The organism is Effusibacillus dendaii, assembly GCF_015097055.1.
Classification (GTDB): Bacteria; Bacillota; Bacilli; order Tumebacillales; family Effusibacillaceae; genus Effusibacillus; species Effusibacillus dendaii.
This window is the reverse complement of record NZ_AP023366.1, coordinates 2,358,440-2,375,141: the sequence shown is the minus strand read 5'-3', so window position 1 is coordinate 2,375,141 and position 16,702 is coordinate 2,358,440. Positions and strand designations below refer to the sequence as shown.

The 16,702-nt window shown below is 46.4% G+C and carries 22 protein-coding genes and 2 pseudogenes; 9 read left to right on the top strand and 15 right to left on the bottom strand.

Annotated elements, in window-relative coordinates:
* The first annotated feature begins 1 nt into the window (after position 1).
* Complete coding sequence (gene qoxD / locus skT53_RS12860; RefSeq protein ID WP_200757571.1) at positions 2-286, top strand: cytochrome aa3 quinol oxidase subunit IV; 285 nt, start codon at positions 2-4, stop codon at positions 284-286.
* 54 nt (positions 287-340) lie between these two features.
* Here qoxD and skT53_RS12855 read toward each other — a convergent pair whose 3' ends face one another.
* From skT53_RS12855 to skT53_RS12840, 3 genes and pseudogenes are all read right to left on the bottom strand, one after another.
* A complete protein-coding gene (locus tag skT53_RS12855; protein WP_200757562.1) occupies positions 341-586 on the bottom strand; it encodes a hypothetical protein in 246 nt (81 codons plus the stop codon).
* A gap of 249 nt (positions 587-835) precedes the next feature.
* Positions 836-1,490 (bottom strand): annotated as a pseudogene (locus skT53_RS18570) (amidase family protein).
* A 426-nt stretch (positions 1,491-1,916) separates the two neighbouring features.
* Positions 1,917-2,102, bottom strand: a complete 186-nt coding sequence (locus skT53_RS12840; RefSeq protein WP_200757559.1) for a hypothetical protein — start codon at positions 2,100-2,102, stop codon at positions 1,917-1,919.
* Positions 2,103-2,182: 80 nt separating this feature from the next.
* Between skT53_RS12840 and skT53_RS12835 the strand changes: the two genes are divergently transcribed.
* Together skT53_RS12835 and skT53_RS12830 are read left to right on the top strand one after the other, a co-directional pair.
* Positions 2,183-3,559 carry a dipeptidase gene (locus skT53_RS12835; RefSeq protein WP_200757558.1) on the top strand — a complete coding sequence of 459 codons (1,377 nt, stop codon included), beginning with the start codon at positions 2,183-2,185 and terminating at the stop codon, positions 3,557-3,559.
* Between the two features lie 39 nt (positions 3,560-3,598).
* The gene (locus skT53_RS12830; RefSeq protein ID WP_200757557.1) at positions 3,599-4,093 is read left to right on the top strand and encodes a DUF2062 domain-containing protein; all 495 of its coding nucleotides are present in this window, start codon (positions 3,599-3,601) and stop codon (positions 4,091-4,093) included.
* 271 nt (positions 4,094-4,364) lie between these two features.
* On the opposite strand, the gene skT53_RS12825 is transcribed toward skT53_RS12830, so the two are convergent.
* Positions 4,365-4,811 carry a MarR family winged helix-turn-helix transcriptional regulator gene (locus skT53_RS12825; RefSeq protein WP_200757556.1) on the bottom strand — a complete coding sequence of 149 codons (447 nt, stop codon included), beginning with the start codon at positions 4,809-4,811 and terminating at the stop codon, positions 4,365-4,367.
* 193 nt (positions 4,812-5,004) lie between these two features.
* On the opposite strand from skT53_RS12825, the gene skT53_RS12820 reads away from it, so the two are divergent.
* Complete coding sequence (locus skT53_RS12820) at positions 5,005-6,267, top strand: CynX/NimT family MFS transporter (RefSeq protein WP_404828866.1); 1,263 nt, start codon at positions 5,005-5,007, stop codon at positions 6,265-6,267.
* A gap of 87 nt (positions 6,268-6,354) precedes the next feature.
* Here skT53_RS12820 and skT53_RS12815 read toward each other — a convergent pair whose 3' ends face one another.
* The 3 genes from skT53_RS12815 to ychF form a co-directional block, all read right to left on the bottom strand.
* Positions 6,355-6,849, bottom strand: coding sequence for a single-stranded DNA-binding protein (locus skT53_RS12815; protein WP_200757554.1), 495 nt, complete (start codon positions 6,847-6,849; stop codon positions 6,355-6,357).
* A gap of 178 nt (positions 6,850-7,027) precedes the next feature.
* On the bottom strand, positions 7,028-7,126 hold the full coding sequence (locus skT53_RS19230; RefSeq protein ID WP_404828864.1) for a hypothetical protein: 99 nt from the start codon (positions 7,124-7,126) through the stop codon (positions 7,028-7,030).
* Positions 7,127-7,177: 51 nt separating this feature from the next.
* Positions 7,178-8,278 carry a redox-regulated ATPase YchF gene (ychF, locus tag skT53_RS12810; protein ID WP_200757552.1) on the bottom strand — a complete coding sequence of 367 codons (1,101 nt, stop codon included), beginning with the start codon at positions 8,276-8,278 and terminating at the stop codon, positions 7,178-7,180.
* A gap of 951 nt (positions 8,279-9,229) precedes the next feature.
* Between ychF and skT53_RS19020 the strand changes: the two genes are divergently transcribed.
* Both skT53_RS19020 and skT53_RS12800 read left to right on the top strand, forming a co-directional pair.
* Positions 9,230-9,370, top strand: a complete 141-nt coding sequence (locus skT53_RS19020; RefSeq protein WP_200757550.1) for a peroxiredoxin family protein — start codon at positions 9,230-9,232, stop codon at positions 9,368-9,370.
* Between the two features lie 12 nt (positions 9,371-9,382).
* A pseudogene (locus skT53_RS12800) lies at positions 9,383-9,730 on the top strand (peroxiredoxin family protein); the annotation flags it as partial.
* A gap of 59 nt (positions 9,731-9,789) precedes the next feature.
* Here the strand turns inward: skT53_RS12800 and skT53_RS12795 are convergent.
* From skT53_RS12795 to skT53_RS12770, 6 genes are all read right to left on the bottom strand, one after another.
* Complete coding sequence (locus skT53_RS12795) at positions 9,790-11,244, bottom strand: degradosome RNA helicase CshA (protein ID WP_200757546.1); 1,455 nt, start codon at positions 11,242-11,244, stop codon at positions 9,790-9,792.
* A 119-nt stretch (positions 11,245-11,363) separates the two neighbouring features.
* Entirely contained in the window at positions 11,364-11,564 is a 201-nt protein-coding gene (locus tag skT53_RS12790) for a cold-shock protein (RefSeq protein ID WP_200757544.1), read from the bottom strand.
* Positions 11,565-11,743: 179 nt separating this feature from the next.
* The gene (locus skT53_RS12785; RefSeq protein ID WP_200757542.1) at positions 11,744-11,980 is read right to left on the bottom strand and encodes a DUF3892 domain-containing protein; all 237 of its coding nucleotides are present in this window, start codon (positions 11,978-11,980) and stop codon (positions 11,744-11,746) included.
* 58 nt (positions 11,981-12,038) lie between these two features.
* The gene (locus skT53_RS12780) at positions 12,039-12,254 is read right to left on the bottom strand and encodes a DUF951 domain-containing protein (protein ID WP_200757540.1); all 216 of its coding nucleotides are present in this window, start codon (positions 12,252-12,254) and stop codon (positions 12,039-12,041) included.
* A gap of 32 nt (positions 12,255-12,286) precedes the next feature.
* Complete coding sequence (locus skT53_RS12775) at positions 12,287-13,189, bottom strand: mechanosensitive ion channel family protein (protein WP_200757538.1); 903 nt, start codon at positions 13,187-13,189, stop codon at positions 12,287-12,289.
* 156 nt (positions 13,190-13,345) lie between these two features.
* Positions 13,346-13,885, bottom strand: coding sequence for a CvpA family protein (locus skT53_RS12770; RefSeq protein ID WP_200757536.1), 540 nt, complete (start codon positions 13,883-13,885; stop codon positions 13,346-13,348).
* A gap of 142 nt (positions 13,886-14,027) precedes the next feature.
* Between skT53_RS12770 and yyaC the strand changes: the two genes are divergently transcribed.
* The gene (gene yyaC, locus skT53_RS12765; RefSeq protein ID WP_200757534.1) at positions 14,028-14,633 is read left to right on the top strand and encodes a spore protease YyaC; all 606 of its coding nucleotides are present in this window, start codon (positions 14,028-14,030) and stop codon (positions 14,631-14,633) included.
* Between the two features lie 200 nt (positions 14,634-14,833).
* On the opposite strand, the gene skT53_RS12760 is transcribed toward yyaC, so the two are convergent.
* Complete coding sequence (locus skT53_RS12760; RefSeq protein ID WP_200757526.1) at positions 14,834-15,346, bottom strand: transposase; 513 nt, start codon at positions 15,344-15,346, stop codon at positions 14,834-14,836.
* Between the two features lie 36 nt (positions 15,347-15,382).
* On the opposite strand from skT53_RS12760, the gene skT53_RS12755 reads away from it, so the two are divergent.
* Together skT53_RS12755 and skT53_RS12750 are read left to right on the top strand one after the other, a co-directional pair.
* Complete coding sequence (locus skT53_RS12755; protein ID WP_200757524.1) at positions 15,383-15,817, top strand: hypothetical protein; 435 nt, start codon at positions 15,383-15,385, stop codon at positions 15,815-15,817.
* Between the two features lie 271 nt (positions 15,818-16,088).
* Positions 16,089-16,334, top strand: a complete 246-nt coding sequence (locus skT53_RS12750; protein ID WP_226375209.1) for a YkuS family protein — start codon at positions 16,089-16,091, stop codon at positions 16,332-16,334.
* Positions 16,335-16,414: 80 nt separating this feature from the next.
* On the opposite strand, the gene skT53_RS12745 is transcribed toward skT53_RS12750, so the two are convergent.
* Positions 16,415-16,699, bottom strand: a complete 285-nt coding sequence (locus skT53_RS12745) for a hypothetical protein (RefSeq protein WP_226375208.1) — start codon at positions 16,697-16,699, stop codon at positions 16,415-16,417.
* Positions 16,700-16,702 lie beyond the last annotated feature (3 nt).

Genomic DNA, 16,702 nt, shown 5'->3' with positions numbered 1-16,702 from the left:
CATGAAAGAGTTATTTCCACTCAAACAAGTAATGGGTTTTGTATTCTCACTGATCCTGACTGCAGTTGCTCTTTTGGTTTACTTTCTGGACATGTCATTTCCAGTAGGCATGACGGTTCTTCTTGTAACGGCATTCGTACAAGCAGGCCTTCAGCTGGTTGTGTTTATGCACGCTGGTGAAACTGAGGATAAAGGGGCAATCTATACAAACGTATACTATGGATTGTTAATAGCTTTAGTTACCGTTTTCGGTACATTACTAAGCATGATCTGGGGTTACATTTAATACGTGGATGCACAGCATAACAACTATTAAATCGTTCCAACAAAAACAGGCGGCTTACCCTCGGGTTATCGCCTGTTTTTGTTTAATGCTCAATACTTCTTTCTGTTTACTACCCAGTATCAATTTTAATTTAGGGCGTTTTGAATCTTTACGAAAAATTGCAAATATCGCCAGATTAAACACTGCCAGAAAGAAGGATAACATGGTGTGTTGATATTCGTGCACCTGAGCGGCAAGAAAAGCGCTTACGATACAATAAAATGCAATAACTAAGTACATAGTTGTCAGAAACTTGCCCATTATTGTCGCCCCATTTCTTCTGTTACTTACCATCATTTTAACAGAACTTTTCAAAAACGTCACAAAAAATCCATAAATAGTTCACAAAAATTTTGTTTTCAGGGGTAAATATGGGTTGACGAATTTTTATCCAAATGAAAATCGAGTAGGAGGGGGGCTGGGCATTTGTAGTAAGTAAAGTCTCTAATCGGTACCACCTCCTATCCGGAAAATTGTAACAAAAAAACACCCCTTAGCTTATAAGGAGTGTCACATCATAAGCTTAGCACGGATTGGAATCAATCGGCTCGACTTCAACGCATAACGAATTCTCTCATTACAGAAAAGGAAAGACCACCGGCTGGCGTTTTCAAGTTGACCGGCCAATCTGAGAAGCGTCGCCTCGTCGGCGAAGCGTCCAGCGAACTGCATTCCAATTGGCAAGCCGTCGCTGCTCCATCCCAAAGGTAGGGAGATGGCGGGCTGGCCGGTGGTGTTGAAAAGGTTGGTAAACGGAGCATAGGTGAATATTTGTTCGGTCCATTGTTTTGCATTAATTTCTGTAGCATTTTGATTTAATTCGCCGAGAGGGAGAGGCGGTTGGGCTGTTGTAGGTGATAAAAATATCATATTTTGTGAAAAACTGGCCGACCGACCTTGTAACCATTGCCATGATGTCGATTGCTTCCAGTAACTCGGGTGCAGTCATTGCTTGACCGTACTGATAACAGGCAAAGCTTGCTGCTTCAAGATTTTCCTCCGAAGGAACACGATTTAAGGCTTTGGATACTCCGTTCATCATATTGGCTAGGTTTGCGGACCAAACTCGAAGTGTAGCAAAAGAATGCGCTTCAACATCAATCTGTGGGGAAGCTTCAACAACTTCATGTCCAAGCTCTTCACAAAGTTTTATCGTATCATGCAAAACATTAATGCAGTCATTCGTAATCTCTCTGTCTGCCTGTTCATCCAGAATGTTAACGACAGAGTTTAGTTCTGGGTTTACTACTTCGATCCCCGCTAATGCAGCATCTACCAGTTCCCTTGGGGTAGCTTCCTTTCGCCTGACCAAATCAGCCAATCCGACCCCGTCTTAATTTGCATACTCAGACAAGTTCACGTATGATAACCTCCTTTTATAAATCACTTCGGTTTTACGTTTGCATTAGCTTTTGATAGTATGTGTCATTGGGATGTACTAGAACTGGAAGCCAAATGTCATAGCTTATCCTATTTCAATTAAATGAAGACCTGATAGTAGATTTACTTTTATTAAAAGAGATCATCGGTGATAGCAGTATAAAAAATCGACCGCTTTCACGGTCGATCCATAAATAACCGATCCACGCCGTCAGGGTCCGCCGAATCGATCTCTCCGCAAATCCCCCGCTTCGTCGTGTGACGTCACGTCCCCTTTCAATTGGGGGTTGGGCGTTTCATTCAAATCATCCGCAAATTGGTCCAAACGTCCGGGTTTTGAAGGTGGCCGATCCGGATTTCTCGTATTCGGAGCATTGTTTGTTCCACGGTCTGACATGTTATCACCTCCTGAACGTAGTGTGCCCCGTTTCTGTTGTGGTACAATCAAGGAAGACATGGGGTCAGGGGTGATTATAAATGGAACAACATGTGCAACAATGGTTGAAAGATAAGCGTACTGCACATCTTGATGAACTGAAAGAATTTCTTTCCATTCCAAGTATTAGCGCTCTGTCCGAACATAAACCACATATTAAAGAAGCAGCCGATTGGCTCGCAAAAAACTTGCAGTCTGCCGGATTTGATCATGTTCAGGTAATGCCCACGAACGGCAACCCTGTCGTTTACGCCGACTGGCTGCATGCGCCGAACAAGCCCACCGTGCTGATTTACGGTCACTATGACGTGCAGCCGGTTGATCCGATTGGGTTATGGGACACGCCGCCGTTTGAGCCTGACATACGGGATAACAAAATTTTCGCCCGCGGCGCAAGTGATGATAAAGGTCAAACATTTATGCATATCAAAGCGTTGGAAGCAATCCTTCACACAACGGGAACGCTTCCTTTGAACATAAAATTCTGCATCGAAGGCGAAGAAGAGGTTGGCAGCCCCAATCTGGACCGTTTTGTGGAAGTGAATCAAAATCTGCTGGCAGCCGATGTTCTGGTCATCTCGGACACGCCAATGCTGGATAAAGGTCGACCCGCTATTTGTACAGGTTTACGAGGCTTGTGCGGCTTGCAGATTGATGTAAAAGGCCCCAAGAGTGACCAGCATTCCGGCCTGTTCGGCGGCGCCGTGCAAAATCCAATCCATGCGTTAGTGCGACTGCTCGATTCCATGCGTGATGAAGAGGGGCATATTTTGATAGACGGTTTTTATGACCAGGTGATTCCTATTACAGAGGAAGAACGAGCTGCCTATCAATTTTTGCAGATGGACGAAGAGAAGGTTCGGCAGGAGCTTGAGGTGCCGGCTCTTTTCGGCGAAAAAGGATTTTCCATGCTGGAGCGAACCTGGGTTCGACCGACATTGGAAGTAAACGGGATTTACGGCGGTTTTCAAGGCGAGGGCATTAAAACGGTGCTTCCTTCAGAAGCGCATGCCAAAATTACTTGCCGATTGGTTCCTGATCAGGAACCGGACCAAATTGTGGAATTGCTTCGGAAACATATACAAAAACATACGCCTCCCGGTGTAACTGTGCAAGTGACTCCCTTCGACAAAGGCTATCCTTTTATGACGCCAATCGATCATCCGGCGATTCAAGCAGCCAGTCGAGCCTACGAAAAAGCATACGGGGTTGCTGCCGCTTTTACGCGGATGGGAGGATCGATTCCGATTGTAGCCACATTCAATCGGTTGCTTCATCTGCCTGTCGTTTTGATGGGGTTCGGTTTACCGAATGAAAACTTCCATGCTCCCAATGAACATTTTCACTTGGAGAATTTTGATCTGGGATTACTGACGCTATGCCATTATTGGTTTGAATTGGCCAATACACCGGTTTGATCCGCCAAAATCTGGACCTCTGCAAAAAGGAGACTGTTCATGCCCAATCCCCAACATTCCCGATATGTTAAGCTTAAACGTTCGATGCGGACCCAATATCTGAAACTGCTTCGATCACCAGGCGGCGCCAGGTATGTAGCAATGGGATTTGCCGTTGGTTTCGGTCTTGAAATGATGCTTCCGGTGACTGCATACCTTGGCTATATTCTTTTTTATCCGGCTGTCCGGCTGTCCGGCGGTTCTCTCCCCGCCGCCATTATCGGCAATATTATCGGCAAAGTCTCACTGCTTCCTGCCGTTCTGCTGCCATTTGGCCACATGCTGGGGAGTTGGCTGTTGCCGCATCGGTTACACGGCATCCCGCCCTATATATACGGATATTTAAAAACACTGATGGGAATGACCCTGTTTGCGGTTATTTTAGGGATCCTTTCCTATTTCCCGGTCCGCTATTTGTACGAAGTAAACCGCAAGCATCGCCTAAAGAAAAGTGAAGAAAAGCGTGCGGCCAAAGCGTCTGTGGAAGAACTTTAAGAACACTCCCCAAGACCCTGAACGCCCCTTTGTGGAACGGATTCCATAAAAGCGTTCAGGGTTTACCAACCAAATTCGGATACCGTTTTTATTACGAAACCCAGCGATACCAGTATCATCGTTCGGCGAACCCATAAAAACGCAGACATGGTCGCCATGATATCGGCAGATCCACCAATCAACATCAAGAGCAACATATGAATCATGTGATGTTGTCATGCCAGGAATGATATTATTATCGAAAAAACGGAGGTTGCCGCTTGACCACTCTTCATTTCACATCCCCCTTTTCGCTCTCCAATATCGTGGTAAACAGTTTGAATCCTTCAAATATTTGTTTCTGCCCATCCTCCGAAGCTTTTGAAAGCAATCTTTTATAAAACTCTACTGATTGGTCTCGTACCCTCTGCAATGTGTTTGTCCCTTTTTCTGTCAAGCTGAGTATCACTTCCCGCCGATTGTTACGATTGGGTTCTCGATGAACAAATTCAGCTTTAACAAGCTGATCCACCAGACGACTTACAGAACTGCGGTCCAGTTTTAACGAGTTCGCAAGTTCAACGACAGTCAATGTTTTGTGTTCTAATTCCTGTAATGCGAATACTTGTGAAGGGGACAAGTGAAACCCGCAAGGAGTGACCGTTTGATCCAGCGATCCAAACAAACGGATACATTTTTGAACAAATAAACGAAATTCTAATAGTTCATGTCGGTTCATTTTCATCACCTTATATGTATCATGCAATAATTGTATAATACATTAATTATCAATTCTCGAATAGCTCCTGATACAATCATGCACGAAAAAATTTCAGTACGACAAATATGCCGGGTTTATTATGTATAATCATTTTAAGTACGTACATAAAGGGAACGATGTCCACTTTGCAACAGCAAAACGAGAAAGAAGGATGATGATGAAAGATCGTATGATGAAAACACACGGTCACTCCCGGATTGAGATGGTGCTGCTTATCGTTGGAATTGTTTTGGTAGCGTCCAATCTACGTGCCTCGCTTACGACAGTGGGTCCTTTGATTGGGGCAATCGTTTCCGATACAGGCTTATCTAACGCATTAGCGGGACTGCTCACTACTCTTCCACTGATCGCTTTCGCTGTCCTTTCGCTTCTTGCACCGAAGATAGCCCGCCTGTTTGGGATGGAATACACGTTGCTGGCAAGTCTGATCGTGCTCACAGCTGGCATTATACTGCGCTCTTTACCTTCGGTAGTTGCGCTGTTCATCGGGACGGGTGTGCTGGGTCTTGCCATTGCGGTCGGCAACGTTCTGCTGCCAAGCCTAGTCAAGCGTGAATTCCCTAATTGTGTTGGGCTCATGACAGGTGTATACTCCATGTCGATGAATATTTGGGGGGCCATTGCGTCAGGCGTGAGTGTGCCGATCGCACAAGGATTCAGTCTCGGCTGGCGCAGAACGCTTATGTGTTGGGCAATTTTTTCTGCAGTCGCTGTCATTGTTTGGTTTCCACAGTTACGTTTCCGCCACCAGCCTTCCCCCTATTCCGGCGCGAAAGGTCGCGAATTGTGGGGTTCGAGGCTTGCTTGGCAAGTGACCCTGTTTATGGGACTGCAGTCGCTGGGATTTTATGCGGCTGTAGCTTGGATTCCCGAGATGCTCCATGACAGAGGAATAAGCATCAGTACAGCAGGATGGATGCTCTCATTAATGCAGTTTGTCAGCCTGCCAGTCACATTCATTATCCCTGTGCTGGCGGGACGTCTCTCAAATCAACGCGGTCTCGTTACCATTATTGCGCTTCTCTATCTCGTCGGTTACGCAGGACTTCTTATGGGCGGTACTCGATGGATCTCACTATGGATCATATTGATCGGGATCGGGCAGGGAGCCAGCATCAGTCTGGCGCTTACCTTCATTTCCTTGCGGGCATCAAACGCCGATCAAGCAGCAGAACTATCAGGTATGGCACAGTCGATTGGCTATTTGCTTGCTGCAGTGGGTCCCGTTCTGTTCGGTTTTCTGCATGACCTTACACATGCTTGGACCATATCGATTTTACTGCTTATGTTAGCCAGCGTATTTCAACTGATTGTAGGACTGGGTGCTGGCCGCAACGCACAAATTGCCCCCCTGCAAAGTTTTCAACAGGATGTTTCAAAGGCCCAAAATAAAAAACCCCTTGAAATAAACTGAATCTTAACGAGATCCAGTTTGAATTTCAAAGGATTTTCCAGCATTATATTGTCGGATTCGCTTTGCTTGTAGTGTAAGCTGCGTTGGTCAGAACGGCAAATCGTCGTCCGAGATATCGATCGGTCGGCCGTCATCGATAAACGGATCGTCATTCCCCGGATTGTTGCTGCGTCCCCGTCCACCGGAAGAGCCTCCAAATCCGCTGTTGCCTGTGCCTCCGCCAGCAGCGCCGAAGCCGGAGCCTTCAAAACTGCCGGAATTATCGCCGCGGTCAAGAAACCGTACATTGTCCGCCACTACTTCCGCCACGCGAACCCGTTGTCCTTCTTTATTCTCGTAACTGCGGATTTGCAGGCGGCCTTCCACCGCTGCCAAGCGGCCTTTTCTCAGATACTGGGCACACAGCTCGCCCAGTTTCTGCCACACCACAATATTAATAAAATCGGTTTCGCGCTCCCCCATTTGGTTTACTCGCGGACGGTCAATCGCCAACGTAAATGATGCCACCGCTGTGCCCGACGATGTATATCGCAGTTCAGGGTCAGCCGTCAAACGACCGATCAGGATAATCCGATTCAGCATGAGTGTTCCTCCAATAAACTCTTTTCTATCAGTCTATCATTTTACGATTTCCGTCACAAGAGAACGCTTTTCTCTTGTTTATTTCACTTCTGTTACCTGCCCGTTCGTCATGGCCGCCAACTGCTCCGGCGTCAACTTAAACACCGCTTTCAGCTGGCCAGCAGCTGCCCAAATCTCCTCATATTATAAAGAAGTCCTTATCAATCAGCATACGCATCGGACTGGCATGTCCCACGGGAGGAACTCCACCGATTGCAAAACCGGCATGTTCTTTCACAAAATCGGCACTCGCCTGACCGATTGGTTCCCCGATCTGTTCCGCAATTCGCTATACGTTAAACCGGAAATGCATGACGTCTCCATCTGCGACCACATACTCCTTGCCTTCCAGCCGCAGCAACCCCTTTTCGCGGGCCGCGTTCATTGAACCTGCTCCCACCAAATCTTCATATCTGACCACTTCGGCGCGGATAAACCCTTTTTCAAAATCCGAATGAATGACACCCGCTGCCCCCGGCGCTTTGGTTCCTTTTCGGATCGTCCACGCCCGCACTTCTTTTTCACCTGCTGTAAAATAGGTGATCAGCCCAAGCAGTTTGTACGCCCCTTTGATCAAACGGTCAAGCCCTGATTCCTGCAGACCCAGTTCCTGTAAAAACAGGTCGCGGTCCTCCCCTTCCAGTTCGGCAATTTCCGATTCCACTTTCGCCGAGATCACCACCACTTCCGCATTTTCACCTGCTGCAAAGTCCCGCACTTTCTGCACATACGGATTGTCGTCGGCGTTTGCCACTTCCTCTTCCGATACGTTCGCCACATATAATACTGGTTTAATGGTCAGCAAATGCAAATCACGTATCAATAGCCGTTCTTCCTCATCCATCTCGACAGAGCGGGCCGGTTTCCCGTTTTCAAAAGCGGACTTCAGCCGTTCCAACACATCCACTTCTTGCTGCGCCTTCTTGTCGCCGCCTTTCAACCCCTTGCGGGCTCTCTCCATCCGTCGCTCCACCGACTCCAGATCGGCAAAAATCAGTTCCAAATTGATCGTCTCTATGTCGGACAAAGGGTCGACTTTCCCTGCTACGTGCGTAATGTTTGAATCCTCAAAACAGCGCACTACATGAGCGATGGCGTTCACTTCCCGGATGTGGGACAAAAATTTGTTGCCGAGCCCCTCGCCGCGGCTGGCCCCTTTTACAAGTCCCGCAATATCGACAAACTCAAACGCGGTCGGCAAAATCCGTTGCGGGTTGACGATGTCAGCCAGTTTCTGCAAACGCTCGTCCGGCACTTCCACGACCCCGACATTCGGATCGATCGTACAGAACGGATAGTTTGCCGCTTCCGCACCCGCTTTTGTAATCGCATTAAACAACGTCGATTTGCCCACGTTCGGCAAACCGACGATTCCACATGTCAGAGCCATATTTCCATACCTCCGTAACTAGTCACACTTTCTCCATTATAACAAAAAGAAAATGTGGAGCAACGAACAATCACTTATTTCGTCTTACCCGGGATTTACGTCTCAGGCAAAACAAATGTCTTTACTCTTTTGGAATAACCTGTCGATCATGTATAGTATAGGGAAAACCATGTATTCGCAACTTTCTAATTTCTTACAAACTTATTGGCTTTGTTAAATGTTTGGGACTGCTAAAATTTGGGTTTTTATTAAGAGAGGTAATTGTTCTGGAATACATTATATACATGGATGAATCAGCTAAGGAAGGCCGTTATTACGGAAACTTTTATGGGAGAGCACTCGTTTGTTCAACTGATTTTAAATATGTTGTTGATCAGATTACGTTAAAGAAAAACGAGTTAAATTTGTTTAACGAAGTAAAGTGGCAATGCGTAACAACCAACTATCTTGACAAATACATTGCGCTGATAGATCTATTCTTTATCTTATCCAGTCGGATATTGTAAAAATGCGCGTTATGTTTACACACAACTATCGACGAGTAATTAATTTAACGAAAGACCAGCGTGATAGCACGTTTTTACGATTGTATTATCAATTTTTTAAGTACGCATTTGGTTTGCCGTATGGAAAACGAACCATTGCAAAGGAAAAGTTATATAAGCATATCAATAAACGTATTCGAGAAATATACCCAAATTTTAATATTGGAATCTCTGCAGGTACAAAGAACATTCATGATCGTTGGTTACACCCATATAGACATTGGTTATTTGTACCAAGCCAACATAAAATAGCACCGGAGTACACAAAAAAGAAAATGAATTAGACCCGATTGCCCCTCCGCAATGGCCCAAGTGGAACTTGAGCGTTCGGGGCAGACAGGGTCCTCTGTCAGTTTAAATATATTCAATATTGCCAAAATGTCAAACTTTAAAAAGAGGTGACAGAATGCCAAAAGCAGATAAAGGGCTGCGTCCCGGCTCAATAGCGCCCCTTTTCACATTGCCCGGAGTGGACGGAGAAACATATCGGTTAGAACGGTTTCGCGGTCGACCGGTTCTGCTTTATTTCCTGCGGGGGACCTGGTGACCGAATTGCCGCAAACAACTCGCGCAGTTGCGTGACCATGCCGCAAAGTATCAAGAACTCGGTGTTTCCATTCTCGTCATTGCCGGACAAAAAATCGAATCGGCGCGCCAATGGCTATCCCAACATCCGTTGCCGTTCCCGTTCCTGGTTGAAGCTGACCGATCGGTAATCATATCGTTTGATGTGTATAACCCCATTCATATTGATGCGTTTCGGATTGCCCATCCCAGTATGTTTTTGATCTCAGCGGACGGTAAAATTGTATATGCCTACGTTGGCAAAAACCAGAGAGATCGCCCTACTGACGAGGAAACCTACCTGCAGGTACATCAATTGTTGGCCGATACATTTATCGAATAGCGGGCAGCCTTTGGCACGGGAAGCAAAAGAGGCCCGCCCGGGCCTCTACCTTTCCCTCTTTATCTTGCATAAACGGTGTTCTTCTTGCCGCTTTTCTGTTTGCTGCCTGTTCGGGCTGTTGCCCCATATGGCTTCTTATGAGTACCGCTTCCTCTGCGCTGCTGTCTGCCCCCGCCGGTTTCTTTCGCTCGTTTTCTGAGTACCGGCCTTTCGGCTGTCAATTTGACAGGTGCTTCGTTTGTTTCTTTTGTTAAAATCTTCAGAGCCGCAGATACGATTTGTATAGAATCATGCTGTTCCAACATTTCTTCCGCCAAACTTTTATATCCGCCAAGATCCTCGGACGAGATCGTATTCTGCAGTTGTTCCATAGCGAGCCGCTGTTTTCCTATACGTGCCTCTGCAATGGTAGGCAACGGCCGCTTTTCAATTTTTCGTTTGGTGACTTTTTCGATTAAATGCAGATGATCGATTTCACGCGGCGTAACAAATGTGCTTGCGATACCGCTTTTGCCTGCCCGGCCTGTTCGTCCGATCCGGTGCACATAACTGTCCACATCTTGCGGAATATCAAAATTATAAACATGTGTAACGCCTGATACATCCAAACCTCGTGCCGCCACGTCAGTCGCCACCAAGATTTCGACAGCTCCGTCACGGAACTTTCTCATTACCGTATCACGCTGGCGTTGACTGAGATCGCCGTGCAGGCCGTCCGCTTGATAACCGCGCGTAATCAGCGCATTCATCAGTTCGTCCACTCGTCTTTTGGTACGCCCAAACACAATGGCCAGTTCCGGATTTTGTATGTCCAACAGGCGTGTCAAAGCATCCAATTTTTTGCTTTCCGGTACCTCATAATAAACTTGTTCAATGCTGGGTACCGTCACTTCCTGGGCTTTCACAGACACCGTCTTGATATCTTTCATGAATTTTTTAGCCAGTTCTTTAACCGCGCCTTTCATAGTGGCGGAAAACAGCAGCGTCTGTCGATCAACGGGACATTGCTCAAGAATCTTTTCGATATCCTCGATAAATCCCATGTCCAACATTTCATCCGCCTCATCCAAAACGACCATCGAAACGTCCCTCAAACGGACAGTTCGCCGATTTAGATGATCAATTAATCGCCCCGGGGTTGCAATGATCACATGCGGCCGATTTTTTAAAGCTTTGATTTGTCTTTCAATATCTTGTCCGCCGTAAACGGGGAGCGTCCGAACACCTTTATAACTTCCCACTTTGCGAATTTCTTCCGCTACTTGAATGCATAACTCACGAGTAGGAGTTATGATAAGACCTTGTACTGTATCATGCTCGGTATCTACTTTCTCCACCATCGGAATGGAAAAAGCGACCGTTTTTCCTGACCCTGTTTGGGCTTGACCAATCATATCCCGGCCTGCAAATGCAATCGGAATCGCTTCTGCTTGAATTGCAGTTGCAGATTCAAATCCTGCTTCCGACAATGCTCTCAAAACCGGTTCACTAATATGTAGATCTTCAAACCTCAAGTATGTCACCTCATCTTCTCTTGTTTTCAGAATGCCTTATCTACAACGGTTATCTTTGACCACAAAGAAAAAAAATAACCCATTTGGTTGACTCCCAAATGGGTGAGTTTTCCAATGTTTTATAGTTTGGTTACGTTAGCCGCTTGCGGACCACGATTTCCTTCCACAATTTCAAAGCTGACACGTTGACCCTCTTCTAAGCTTTTGAATCCATCCTCGTTAATCGCACTAAAGTGAACAAATACATCGTTGCCTTCTTCTGTAGCGATGAATCCATACCCTTTTTCTGCACTAAACCATTTCACTGTTCCTTGTTGCATTGCAAAAATCCTCCCACACAACCACAATCGGGTTTAAAAATTTTCATTTGCTCAAATCCCGATTTTGATGCAGATAAACCTGACCCTTTCAAAAGCAAAAATTTGATGCAAATGCGTCTTACTGACTGACTCCATTATACCAACTTTGAAGTAACTGTCAAATGATTTGTCAAGAGGATTTATTCAAACTCTGGTAAAATTGTCAGATTGCCACCTATTTCCGGCTTTCCGTCACCGGCAGATCGCTCAATATACCAATTGCCTTCTTCATCAATACTCGTAAGAGAGTCAAACCCCCCTTTCGCTGCAAACCGTTTCGCTTCTTCAATTCCCAATATACGGCCGGTATGCGTTTTTATTTTTGAGATGTTTCCCGCATCATCTTTTTGGATGGCAACAATTTTTTCACCGATCATGGAATCCTCCTGATTTACCGGGATTTGCCTTATATATCATGCACAACCAGACCGGTATTTATAAAATATCCATCTTCCCTGGATCTGCTTGCCGAATTACCTTTCGCATCTGCCGCTCAAATTGACTTCGCGGAATCATCACGCTGCGGTCACATTTTACGCATTTCATGCGGATATCTGCCCCCATGCGGATAATTTGCCATTCGTTTGCTCCGCAAGGATGAGATTTTTTCATCATCACCACATCACCCAATGAAAACTGTTTCCGTTCCATCTGCCGCCTCCTGAAACTGAGGATCCTTGGTTTTACTGCATGCTTTGTCCCTGTTCCCTGTTTATCTTTTTTTCCTGCCGGTCACGACTGGGCAAGGTAACCAATCGCGGATAAGCAATTTCAATTCCTTTACGGTCAAGCCCCGTTTTGATTCGTGCCCGTAACTGTCTGCCGACCGACCAATGTTTTGTCGGTCTGCATTCTGCAGAAATGCGAAAAATCACTTCATTTGGACTTAGGTTCTGTACGCCCAAAATCTCAGGTGTTTTCACAATGTCTGCGATTTCCTGTTCCGCCTCTTTCAAAATTTCTGTTAATGCCCCGGTCACTTCCGATATTTCTTCTTCATAAGCGACTCCTACATCTACAATCGCTATGCTGTTTCCTACAGAGTAATTTGTAACTTCCGTAATATTGCCGTTTGGAATAATAAAAACTTCGCCGTTCATGCCTTTAATTTTTGTAATTCGAAGTCCAATTTCCACTACCGTTCCCATATACTTTCCTGACACTTCGATCATATCTCCGACACTGTACCAATCTTCAAACACTAAAAAAAATCCGGATATTACATCTTTCACCAAGGACTGGGCCCCAAAACCGACGGCCAATCCAACTACCCCCGCGCCCGCCAAAACAGGCCCCAAATTAACTCCGATTTGTTGCAGTACCGTCAGTAACGCTACAAAATAAATGACATAGGTAGCGGTGTTTTTCATTAAACTTTTGGCTGTTTCCGACCGTCTTTGTGAGATTTTTAGATGGTCCCGTTTGCGGAATATTTTCTCGACCCCAAATTTTAAAATCGCAACCGATACACGGGCCAGAATCAGGATCAAGACGATTTTAAAGATCGTAACTCCGACTTCAATCCAAATATTATCATGCGCATTCAGATAACTTGTCCATTTCGCGTATACGTCCCTGATCCACATACCGTATTGATTTCTCCTTTCCCTAGAATACCTTTTTCCCATCTTATCACATTCGAGCGATTCTTCCCCACCTATAAAAAGGGCTTCTACCGAAACGTGTTTAAACAAAACTTGGCTTCGCCAAGCCTCTGGCGCGGACGAGGGACAGAAGATGTGTTAAAAACGCATGACAAATTGTATTACATTTGTAACTATCACCGATTGCCCAATTAACTGGTCAAGCGCTTCCCAACCCTTAACCCAAGATAAAAGTCCTAAACAATCCACCAGATATGCGGCTCCCGCACTCCCAATACAGAATCCGATCAGAGAACCTGCGATACGGGAACCCACCCTTACGTTTGTTTCCTCCCATAACGTCTCATACACCTTCAAAATCATCCGAATTCCAATCCATACACTGCACGCTGCCACACCCACAACAATCAGGTGATAGAGTTTGTCGGCCGGCCCCTCTCCCCCCGCACTTAAACCTATGCTTGTTGGCACCGCCTGCATGTGGTCCTGCATCCATTTTCTTAAATCCCATGCCCATGAACCGTCTACCAGCCTATCTTTGATGAACGGGACGGTGAACAATACGACTGCAATGGCACTCCCGATACCCATACAGCCTACCATGGAACGATATGCGCCTCTTTGCCATCCGTTTACGGTTGACCACGACAGTAAACAGATGATCAGCAAGTCCATCATCTCAATTCCTTCTCCCGCATATAATGTATGACCGAATCATATATTGCTGTATCCACTTTATAGTTATTTCGTTCCGGCAAGTATAGAACTCTTGTTTTTTCCACAAACTGACTGATAGAAAATCTTATTGGGGGAAGATTGGATGCCAGCTTTTAAAATAAATCATGCAATACCTGATGCGTCAGATCAGATCCGTAACCAGATTATCAATCTACTTTCTGAAACCGTTTCAAATCGTCCTTTATTAGTGGTTTGTATCGGAACTGATCGGTCTACAGGCGATTCCTTGGGACCATTAGCCGGGAGTCGGCTGCAAACTCTTTTACCTGACGGTGATTGCCCCGTATACGGAACGTTAGAGAATCCCGTACACGCCGTTAATCTCGCTGACACCCTCCAGTCCATTCAACAGCTTTATCACAACCCTTGCATCATTGCGATTGACGCTTGCCTTGGTCAGCTTAACTCGGTTGGCATGATTTCTGTCGCATCGGGTCCTTTGCGCCCAGGTGCCGGTGTCAACAAAAATCTGCCTGAGATTGGCGATCTACATATTACCGGTATTGTCAATGTCGGCGGCTTTATGGAATACTTCGTTCTACAGAACACAAGGCTTTCCTTAGTCATGAAAATGGCAGAATGCATTGCGCAAACGTTGGCGGAAACTCTGCCTGTTTTCTTGCCTGCTGCCAATAGGAAAGATACACGGTATAAGCCGGTTCGATTTGAAACAAACTACCTTCGTTAATACCAACCGGCTGCCATTGCCGGACTGGAGAGCAGCGGTACGATGTCAATCCCCTAACTTAACCTAATATTTGTCGTACCCATTTTTTTGGGGGAGGTGCAGCTAAAGAAGGCAACACCAAACTAAGCCCACCCCACCTTGAATTCCTGTTATTGCCATTTTATTCAAGGAACGGGTGTCCTTGCAGATCTTTGGTATGTCTACGCGTGTTGTCGGATCCCTCCTTCGGGCACGTAAAGTCGATTGGTCTTCAGCAGATAAAAGACCAATCTCATCAGTTTACGGGCTGTGAGCGCAAGGACTCGTCCCTCGGCAAACTCTTTTGGCTCCGCTTTCTTCTTGGCGTAGTACTCGGCAAAAACAGGGTCGTGCACCCGAACGCTGTTTGCCGCCTCGATCATGTAGTACTTGAGATAGCGGTTGCCGGAAAGAATCAGCCGGGTTCGGTTTGCTGTAAATTTCCCGGACTGGTGAACGGTCCAAGCCAGCCCTGCGTATTTCGCTGCTTCCTTATGGCTTTTGAACTGGCGTACATCCAGTTCGGCCACTATTCCGGAAGCAAAGATGGGACCGATGCCGGGGATGGAATCCAGCGTTTGCGGAATCGTCGCCAAGTAATCTTCAATCCCTTTGCGAAGCGCCTTCAGCTGCTCCTGTACTGTGCGAATCACGCGGATGCTGAAAGCCATAGCGAGATTGACAGAGTCCGCCATCACTTGCGCCAATCGATACGAAGAGCGGGCAGCCTTTTGGAAGGAACGGGCGACCGCCTCAGGATCGTCGAACCGGTTCTTGCCGTGCTTCACAAGGAAGTCGACGATAAGACTGGGATTGAAGAGGTACACATTCTTACGGCGGACGCCGAAATCAAAGTGACGTTGGATGTACATGGCGGCATGGGTCAAATAACAGCCCGTGTGCTCAAGGCCAAAGAGAACTTCTTCCGCGTGGTGTTTCTGCACCAGCTTGGTGATGCGATCCTGAAACTCCAGGATTCCAGGGCGATTGTTGGTGACGGTGAAAGGGCTAACAGCTCGTTTCTCATCGTCCCGGGTCAAACAGCAAACCGAATGGCTTCGCTGCCTACATCAATTCCGACAAACAGGGGAGAGGGCATGGCAATCACCTCCTTCGGTTGGAATGAAGATGCCTACGACCTTGGGATGTCCCTGGGAAACCCATGAACGACAGCCTTGCGAGCTATTGGAATACACCGGGGGCCATCGGTGCACATGCCTCCCTCTGCGGGAGGTAACGGAACATTCCCTTGGTAGACACCTGCGGCTATTTTCCCAAAGACAGCCCAAGGTCCTAAACATCTCTAACTGGCATTCAATTGCTAAAGCGATCGCTAGGAAAATGCTCCCGCGCTTCGCTTGGGCTACATCCAGCAACTACGTCATGGTTATGTAAACAAAATGGGCAGCTGCTCTTACTATACAAGGAGGAATTGTGATGAATCGGATTGCAGTCGAAGCAAATTTATCACCTGTTCATGAATATCTGAAAAACCAAGGATGTCAAGTGGATACCCTGGATGCGGATCATTTGGGTGCAAATAACCAGTATTCGGCCATTGTAATTTCAGGCACTGATCAAAATTTGATGGGGATCCAAAACGTAGCTCAAAACTGTCCGGTGATCAATGCTTCCGGCCTGTCTCCGCAGCAAGTTTACGAACGCATTCAACAACTGCAATAAGTTTTGTGGATACCACGAAACATACAAATTCCGATCAATCAAGAAAAGCATCCCCTTGAAAAACCGAGGGGATGCGCTCTTTAGATCGGGCGTACATCCGTAATTCTGTACTCAATCCCGTGAATGCCTTTGTAATATTCGGGGTACATTTCCCCTCCGCACTGTTCACAGGAGAAGCGCGGCGCCACCGATTCGTCTCCTAAATCCATCGCATCAAAGTCTCGTACGACCGACAAAGGGATCTCTTCATGCGTATCGCAATCCAAGCAGATGTAGTTGACCACCTTGTTCTTTCTTTCCCTGGTGTTTGCTTTCTTTTTCTTTTTTCCTTTCTTGCCGTGTTTGGAAACCGGACACATCCTCAATCA